General features: G+C 58.8%; 7 protein-coding genes. 5 read left to right on the forward strand and 2 right to left on the reverse strand.

Translation table 11 applies throughout. The features are described from left to right. Positions 1-19: 19 nt before the first annotated feature. Positions 20-1,051: an amino acid ABC transporter substrate-binding protein gene (locus tag AC1D2P_RS25350; RefSeq protein WP_046028970.1), complete on the reverse strand. Its 1,032-nt coding sequence runs from the start codon at positions 1,049-1,051 to the stop codon at positions 20-22. A 469-nt stretch (positions 1,052-1,520) separates the two neighbouring features. Here AC1D2P_RS25350 and AC1D2P_RS25355 point away from each other — a divergent pair, with 469 nt between their 5' ends. The 5 genes from AC1D2P_RS25355 to AC1D2P_RS25375 all read left to right on the forward strand — a co-directional run bounded on the left by AC1D2P_RS25355 (position 1,521) and on the right by AC1D2P_RS25375 (position 6,836). After that, positions 1,521-2,177 (forward strand): alpha/beta hydrolase, encoded by a 657-nt coding sequence (locus AC1D2P_RS25355; protein WP_223523784.1) that lies wholly within the window; start codon positions 1,521-1,523, stop codon positions 2,175-2,177. Positions 2,178-2,273: 96 nt separating this feature from the next. Beyond that, positions 2,274-3,761, forward strand: a complete 1,488-nt coding sequence (gene rhlB, locus AC1D2P_RS25360) for an ATP-dependent RNA helicase RhlB (protein ID WP_477811644.1) — start codon at positions 2,274-2,276, stop codon at positions 3,759-3,761. Positions 3,762-3,900: 139 nt separating this feature from the next. Further along, positions 3,901-4,848 (forward strand): ornithine cyclodeaminase family protein, encoded by a 948-nt coding sequence (locus AC1D2P_RS25365; RefSeq protein WP_077430832.1) that lies wholly within the window; start codon positions 3,901-3,903, stop codon positions 4,846-4,848. 144 nt (positions 4,849-4,992) lie between these two features. Then, a complete protein-coding gene (locus AC1D2P_RS25370) occupies positions 4,993-6,120 on the forward strand; it encodes an NAD(P)/FAD-dependent oxidoreductase (RefSeq protein WP_046028964.1) in 1,128 nt (375 codons plus the stop codon). An 89-nt stretch (positions 6,121-6,209) separates the two neighbouring features. Further along, positions 6,210-6,836, forward strand: coding sequence for a helix-turn-helix transcriptional regulator (locus tag AC1D2P_RS25375; protein WP_046028962.1), 627 nt, complete (start codon positions 6,210-6,212; stop codon positions 6,834-6,836). 124 nt (positions 6,837-6,960) lie between these two features. Here AC1D2P_RS25375 and AC1D2P_RS25380 read toward each other — a convergent pair whose 3' ends face one another. After that, positions 6,961-7,737, reverse strand: coding sequence for an ABC transporter substrate-binding protein (locus AC1D2P_RS25380; protein WP_046028961.1), 777 nt, complete (start codon positions 7,735-7,737; stop codon positions 6,961-6,963). Positions 7,738-8,072: the final 335 nt, after the last annotated feature.

The following is an 8,072-nucleotide window of genomic DNA, read 5'->3' on the forward strand; positions in this document are numbered from 1 at the left end:
CCACCGGGTGATAGAACCATCAGCGCACTGGTGGTGCGTATTGAATGCCGCCAGCGTTCCACAGAGCGTTCAGCCCGCGGTCGATTTCCAGCGGAGTGTTCTTGCCGAGGTTCTTCTCGAACACTTCGCCATAGTTACCGACTTGCTTGACGATCTGGACGACCCAGTCTTTTTTCACTTTCAGGTCTTTGCCGTATTCACCGTCGGTGCCCAGCAGACGAGCAACGTCCGGGTTCTTGGTGCCTTTGGCTTCAGCTTCGACGTTTTTCGAAGTGATACCGGCTTCTTCAGCGTTGAGCATGGCGTAGCCAGTCCAGCGCACGATGGCCAGCCATTCGTCGTCGCCGTTACGCACGACAGGGCCCAGAGGTTCTTTGGAAATGGTTTCCGGCAGAACCACGTAGTCCTTCGGCGAGGCCAGCTTGCTGCGCTGGGCGAACAGCTGAGACTTGTCGGAGGTCAGTACGTCGCAACGACCGGACTCGAGCGACTTGGCGCTTTCGTCAGAGGTGTCGAACGTGATCGGGGTGTATTTCAGACCGTTGCCGCGAAAGTAGTCGGAAACGTTCAGCTCGGTGGTGGTACCGGCCTGGATGCAGATGGTTGCACCGTCCAGCTCCTTGGCACTCTTGACGCCCAGCTTGTTGTTAACCAGGAAGCCGATGCCGTCGTAGTAAGTGATGAAGCCAGGGAATTTCAGGCCCATGCCCGCGTCACGAGAGCTGGTCATGGTGGTGTTGCGCGACAGGATGTCGATTTCGCCCGACTGCAGCGCAGTGAAGCGCTCTTTGGCGTTCAACTGGCTGAACTTCACTTTGGTCGCGTCGCCGAAAACGGCAGCGGCCACAGCACGGCAATAGTCAGCATCGATACCAACGATCTTGCCAGTGGAGTCCGGAACCGAGAAACCCGGCAGACCGTCACTTACACCGCACTGTACGAAACCTTTCTTCTGCACTGCATCCAGGGTTGCACCCGCCTGAGCGAACCCGCTGACACCGAGTACTGCGGCTGCAGTCACGATGGCCAGGGTGGATTTCAACATCTTCATTCAAACCTCCAGTTTTGCTCTTGTTGTGTCGGAGCTTGAGTCCTGCCGCACCCTTTTGAGGCGTAATTGACCCCTGTTGATTTTTTTTAGGGTCAACCGACGTAAGGACCTGCGCTATGAGTCTAGTAGGAGAAAACCCACATCATGGATTACTCACTTCTCACCAATCGGCCGAACGGGCTGTAGCCCTTTCACGCTCGCTAAGCCCGTAACGGCCACTGGCGAACATCCATCACCGGATTCTTTGCTATCCCACCACCAACAATGGCCTGATAGTGTTACCGACAGGCGTGGGATTGTTCGTGCAGGTTTTCCCATAGCAAGGCCCGTACCAGACCGCCTGCTGAAGCGTTTATGCGACAGGTCAATAGCAAAACTTGTAGCCTTGCGACATCTTGTTAACTGATCAACCAGACGCGCACCCGGATCTCGCACTCAATGAGAGCGCGCGCACAACTATGGAGCAGCCATGACCGAGCCCCTTATCCTTGAACCCGTGAAGGCCGCAGACGCCTGCGTTATATGGCTTCACGGCCTGGGTGCCGACCGTTACGACTTCCTGCCGGTGGCGGAAGCGTTGCAGGAAACCCTGCTGAGCACCCGATTCGTTTTGCCCCAGGCGCCGACCTGTGCCGTCACCATTAACGGCGGCTACGAGATGCCGAGCTGGTACGACATATTGGCCATGAGCCCAGCACGCTCGATTAACCGTGAACAGCTGGAAGCGTCGGCGGACAGGGTCATTGAATTGATCGAAGAACAGCGAGCCAGCGGAATAGACGCCTCGCGGATTTTCCTGGCAGGCTTTTCCCAAGGCGGTGCCGTGGTGTTGCACACCGCATTCCTGAAATGGCAGGGGCCATTGGGTGGCGTACTTGCCCTCTCCACTTATGCCCCGACGTTCAGCGATCAGCTTGAGCTTTCAGCCAGCCAGCAACGCATTCCCGTGCTGTCGTTGCACGGTCAATACGATGACGTGGTGCAAAACGCCATGGGCCGCTCTGCCTATGAGCATTTGAAGCAGCGTGGTGTCACCGTGACATGGCAAGAGTACCCAATGGGTCACGAAGTGTTACCCGAAGAGATTCACGACATCGGCACCTGGCTTACAGAGCGTTTGCGTTAACGTTCAGGTGAAATACCGCCCTTTGATCATCCCACTACGCCGCGCCCGATTCTTGCATTACACTGGCCGGCGTACATTCCTTAACCAATTGATGAGATGACCRTGCTCAAAGCACTCAAGAAAATGTTCGGTAAAAGCGAGGCTGAGCAGCTCGCGCCAGTTCCCAGCGCTCCGTCTCATACTCCCAGCCACCGCACCGACGGTAATCAGCCTGGCCGGACCGCAACCGTAGCGGCACCGAAACACGAGCCGATGACCACACCGGCCACTCCCTCTGCCCCGGCGACTGCCGATGAGCAGCCGCGTAGCGAAGCGCCAAAACCGGCAAAACCGCGTCGCGAACCCAAGCCAAAAGTCTCTGTCATTCCCTGGAAACTCGAAGATTTCGTCGTCGAACCCCAGGAAGGCAAAACCCGCTTCCACGATTTCAAACTCGCCCCGGAACTGATGCACGCCATCCAGGACCTTGGCTTTCCGTACTGCACGCCCATTCAGGCGCAGGTGCTTGGCTTTACCCTGGCGGGCAAAGACGCCATCGGTCGCGCCCAGACCGGCACCGGCAAAACCGCGGCGTTCCTGATTTCGATCATCACCCAACTGCTGCAAACCCCGCCGCCGAAAGAGCGCTACATGGGTGAGCCGCGGGCGCTGATCATTGCGCCAACCCGCGAACTGGTGGTGCAGATCGCCAAAGACGCAGCGGACCTGACCAAATACACCGGCCTCAACGTCATGACGTTTGTCGGTGGCATGGACTTCGACAAGCAACTCAAGCACCTCGAAGCCCGCCACTGCGACATCCTCGTCGCCACCCCGGGCCGCTTGCTCGACTTCAACCAGCGCGGCGACGTGCACCTGGACATGGTCGAAGTCATGGTGCTGGACGAAGCCGACCGCATGCTCGACATGGGTTTCATCCCGCAAGTGCGTCAAATCATTCGCCAGACGCCGCCGAAGAACGAGCGTCAAACGCTGCTGTTCTCCGCAACCTTCACCGAAGACGTGATGAACCTCGCCAAGCAATGGACCACCGACCCGTCGATCGTCGAGATCGAAGCGCAGAATGTGGCCAGCGAAAACGTCGAGCAGCACATCTACGCCGTTGCCGGTGCCGACAAATACAAATTGCTCTACAACCTGGTCAACGACAACGGTTGGGAGCGGGTGATGGTCTTCGCCAACCGCAAGGATGAAGTGCGACGCATTGAAGAGCGTCTGGTGCGTGATGGCGTCAACGCCGCGCAACTGTCTGGCGATGTACCGCAGCACAAGCGCATCAAGACCCTGGAAGGTTTCCGCGAAGGCAAGATCCGCGTTCTGGTCGCCACTGATGTGGCCGGTCGCGGCATTCACATCGACGGCATCAGCCACGTGATCAACTTCACCCTGCCGGAAGTCCCGGACGACTACGTGCACCGCATCGGTCGTACCGGCCGGGCGGGCGCTGATGGCGTGTCCATCAGTTTTGCCGGGGAGGACGACTCCTACCAGTTACCGTCCATCGAGGCGCTGCTGGGTCGCAAGATCAGCTGTGAAACACCACCGACGCATCTGTTGCGGGCGGTTGAGCGCAAGCGCCCATAACCGGGCACTTGAAGAAAGAGGCGCAGCCGGCAACGGACTGCGCTTTTTTTTCGTCTGGTTTTTTTCAACAGGAGCTTGCCCGATACAACTAAAAGTCCATAATGGACAAATTAGTTTAGTTCAGTGTCCGGAGCCGACCATGTCCAGTACGCCTTATGTGATCACCCAACCTCAGGCTCGCGAGCTGCTGGCCAGGGTCGATGTGCCGCAAATCCTGCGCAAGCTGTTCCGCGACCTGGCTGCCGGGCAAGCGGTGCAACCGGCACAGCAACTGGTGGAATTCCCTCAGGGCGCGGGCGATTTCATCAACTACCTCGGCGTACTGGCGCAAGACGGCGTCTACGGGGTTAAAACCTCTCCTTACATCGTCCGCGAACAAGGCCCGCTGGTGACCGCGTGGACCCTGCTGATGTCGATGCAGACCGGCCAGCCGCTACTCCTTTGCGATGCCGGTGAATTGACCACCGCACGCACGGCCGCCACCACCGCCGTGGCGGTCGATGCACTCGCCCCTTTAAAGGCTCGGCGTCTGGCGATCATCGGCAGCGGCAAAGTTGCCCAGGCACACCTGCACTACGTCAAAGACCTGCGCGACTGGCAGAGCATCACGCTGTATTCGCCAAGTCTGAGCGACAAGCAACCCGAAGTATTGGCGCACCTCAACAGTCTCGACCCACGCCTGGTCATCGTCGACAGTCGCGAAGCGGCCACCGGGGACGCCGACGTGATCATGCTGTGCACCTCGTCCGCAGGCCCGGTGATCGACCCGTCAAGCTTGAGCAAACCGGCGCTGATCACCTCCATCAGCACCAATGCCCCACGCGCCCACGAAGTTCCGCCGCAGAGCCTCAATGACATGCAGGTGTTCTGCGACTACCGTGTGACCACACCAGGGTCGGCCGGTGAAATGCTGATTGCCGGCGAGCAACATGGCTGGGACAAGCAGGCGATTGTCGGCGACTTGCCTGACTTGCTGAGCGAAAAGGTACAGCGCCCCGATTACAGCCGGCATGTGTTCTTCCGCTCCATCGGCCTGGGCCTGGAAGACATCGCGCTGGCCAATGCCATTTACCAATTGCAGCGTTAACCCTCCGTTTCTGTAGGAGCAAGGCTTGTCCGCGATTGCATCACCGCGGCTAACCTGAATGCCCGCGGCGTCTGCATCGCGGACAAGCCTTGCTCCTACAGAAAACCATTTACTCCGGCCTTTGCGCCCCATCAGGAGACGTTCATGAGCCAGGCAGACTTCATCATCATCGGCGGCGGGATTGCCGGGGCTTCCACCGGTTTTTGGCTCTCGCAGCAAGCCAGGGTGATTGTGCTCGAACGCGAATCGCACCCGGCCTATCACTCCACCGGACGTTCCGCTGCGCTGTACACCGCCGCCTACGGCACTCCCCAGGTTCGCGCACTGACCCAGGCCAGCCGCGACTTCTTCGACGCACCACCGCCCGGTTTCTGCGAACACCCACTGCTGACACCACGGGGCGAGATGACCGTGGATTTCACCGGTGATCCCACTGAATTGAACAATCAATACCTCAGCGCCAAAGCCACCGTACCTGAGATGCAACTGCTCAGCGCCGACGAAGCCTGCGCGCGCCTGCCGATTCTGCGCCGGGAAAAAGTCCATGGCGCGATCTACGACCCCACCGCCAGCGACATCGACACCGACGCCCTGCATCAGGGGTACTTGCGCGGCATTCGACGCAACAAAGGCGAAGTCCTGACCGACACCGAAGTGCTAGGCCTGGCCCGGAACGCCGAAGGGATGTGGCAGGTAACCACTAACGGCCAGACCTTCAGCGCCCCCGTCATCATCAATGCCGCCGGTGCCTGGGCCGACAAAATCGGTGCACTGGCCGGCGCCCGGCCGCTGGGCCTGCAACCGAAACGACGTGCCGCTTTCATCTTCGCCGGTCCCGACGGCGTGGACATCCACCATTGGCCGATGCTGGTCAGCCTCGATGAATCGTTCTACATGAAACCCGACGCGGGGATGTTCCTCGGTTCGCCCGCCAATGCCGACCCGGTAGAGCCGCACGACGTGCAGCCCGAGGAGTTGGACATCGCGATGGGCATCTACCAGATCGAAGAAGCCACCACCTTGACCATTCGCCGTCCGACCCGCACCTGGGCTGGCCTGCGCAGCTTCGTACCCGACGGTGATTTGCTCTCCGGCTTCGACCCGACAGTGCCAGGGCTGTTCTGGGTCGCTGCACAAGGCGGTTATGGCATTCAGACGTCACCCGCCATGGGCCAGGCCAGCGCAGCATTGGTGCGCGGCGAAGCCTTGCCGGAGCCACTCAGCCGTTTCGGGCTGGACGCCGGCATGCTCTCCCCCGCTCGCCTGGGCTGATCACCTGCTCAGGTGACGTGTCGACACGATTGCGGCAAACTTCACGCGCCCTTTTTGCAGGGCGCTGACGCTGCCTGGAGCTCCACTGTATGAACGCACCTGAAAAAGACCCGGCGCTGGACAATTACCGAGCGATCGCCGATGCCATCGCCACGCTGTTTTTTCCTCATGCCGAGGTGGTGCTGCATGACCTGCGCACGCAAAAGATCGACTACATCGCCAACAATCTGTCAAAACGCGAAATCGGCGATGACGCCGCGCTGGAGGACATGCTCAGTGACGATGTCAGCGAAACCAACATCGGCCCTTACGAAAAGCTTAATTGGGACGGTCAGAAGATTCGCAGTTTGAGCACGGTATTGCGCGACGCAGAAGGTCACCCGCTCGCGGTGCTGTGCGTCAACCTGAACATCTCGCTGTTCGAAAATGCAAAAGCGGCGCTCGATCTATTCCTGTCGCCGTCCAAATTGATCCCGCAGCCGGATTCACTGTTTCGTGATGACTGGCAGGAGCGCATCAACACCTTCCTGCACGCCTGGCTGCGCGAACGTCAGTTGAGCCTTAACCTGCTGACGCGCGATCACAAACGCGAACTGGTGCTGGCGCTGCACGCCGAAGGCGCCTTCAAGGGCAAGAGCGCTTCGAACTATGTGGCCAATGTGCTGAACATGGGACGGGCGACGGTTTACAAGCATTTGAAGGAATTGAAGGGCTGAAGATTTGCAGTGATTGCTCCGGCCCAATCGCGGGCAAGCCCGCTCCCACAATGTTCGAGTCGTGCACAACATACATGTGCATCACTGAACCTGTGGGAGCGGGCTCGCCCGCGAAAGCGATTGATCAGTCGCCGTAGATATCGGACTTGAAGTACTTGTCGGAAATCTTCTGATACTCGCCATTGGCACGAATACCATCAATGGCAGTGTTCAGCTCACTGACGAGCTCACCATTGCCCTTGCGCACCGCGATCCCCGCACCCTCGCCAACGTATTTCGGGTCCTTCAACTCCGGCCCGACAAACGCATAGCCTTTGCCGCGCGGCATCATCAGGAAGTCATTGAGGGGAATGGTGTCGGCAAAAATCGCATCGAGACGACCGGCGGCCAGGTCCATGTAGATTTCTTCGTTGTTGCCATAGCGCTTGACGTTGATGCCCTTTGGTTCAAACACCTCGGTGGCATATCGGTCAGTGGTGGTTGCCCGCTGCACGCCGACAGTCTTGCCCTTGAGGCTGGCGTACTGGTCATCCACGACAGCGCCGTCCTTCATGACCAGACGCGAGGAAGTGAAGTAATACTTGTGGGTGAAATCCACCGACTTCTTGCGGTCTTCGTTAATGGTCATGGACGACAGGGCCATGTCGATTTTCTTCACCTTCAGAGAAGGAATCAGACCGTCGAACTCACCTTCGACCCACACACATTTGACCTTCATCTGCGCGCACAGGGCATTACCGATGTCGTAGTCGAAACCGACGATCTCGCCTTTGTCGGTTTTGGAAGCGAACGGCGGATAGGCGGCTTCGATACCGATGCGCAGGGTTTTATCAGCGGCGAACAGCGAACTGCACGCCAACAGGCTCAGCGCCAGACCGGTAATGAGGGGGAGTTTCTTCATGTTCGTTCTCTCGCAGGTTGTTGTTGGTTTGGCAAGACAGAGGAAAGAGCTGAAACAGGGAAATATCTTTTTTGTACTTATATTTCCATACTGGACTTTAATGTACAAATCGTCAATCGGGCGCGCGCACCTCGCACCGGCCGATGGTCGGGAGGCGAGTCAGCGAGAATTGATCGTTCCCACGCTCTGCGTGGGAATGCCTGAACGGACGCTCTGCGTTCGGCTCTGAAAGGGACGCGGAGCGTCCCGGGATGCATCCCCACGCAGAGCGTGGGAACGATCAACGCAGGAACTACTTGTTCCAGCGATCCGCCGCCGCATGATCGCTGTCACGC

This window comes from Pseudomonas sp. P1_F1_2 (assembly GCF_056405815.1).

Bases quoted from the DNA above. Each gene is read 5' to 3' on its own strand.
- AC1D2P_RS25350 (WP_046028970.1), bottom strand. From the start codon at position 1,051: ATGAAGATGTTGAAATCCACCCTGGCCATCGTGACTGCAGCCGCAGTA.
- AC1D2P_RS25355 (WP_223523784.1), top strand. From the start codon at position 1,521: ATGACCGAGCCCCTTATCCTTGAACCCGTGAAGGCCGCAGACGCCTGC.
- AC1D2P_RS25365 (WP_077430832.1), top strand. From the start codon at position 3,901: ATGTCCAGTACGCCTTATGTGATCACCCAACCTCAGGCTCGCGAGCTG.
- AC1D2P_RS25370 (WP_046028964.1), top strand. From the start codon at position 4,993: ATGAGCCAGGCAGACTTCATCATCATCGGCGGCGGGATTGCCGGGGCT.
- AC1D2P_RS25375 (WP_046028962.1), top strand. From the start codon at position 6,210: ATGAACGCACCTGAAAAAGACCCGGCGCTGGACAATTACCGAGCGATC.
- AC1D2P_RS25380 (WP_046028961.1), bottom strand. From the start codon at position 7,737: ATGAAGAAACTCCCCCTCATTACCGGTCTGGCGCTGAGCCTGTTGGCG.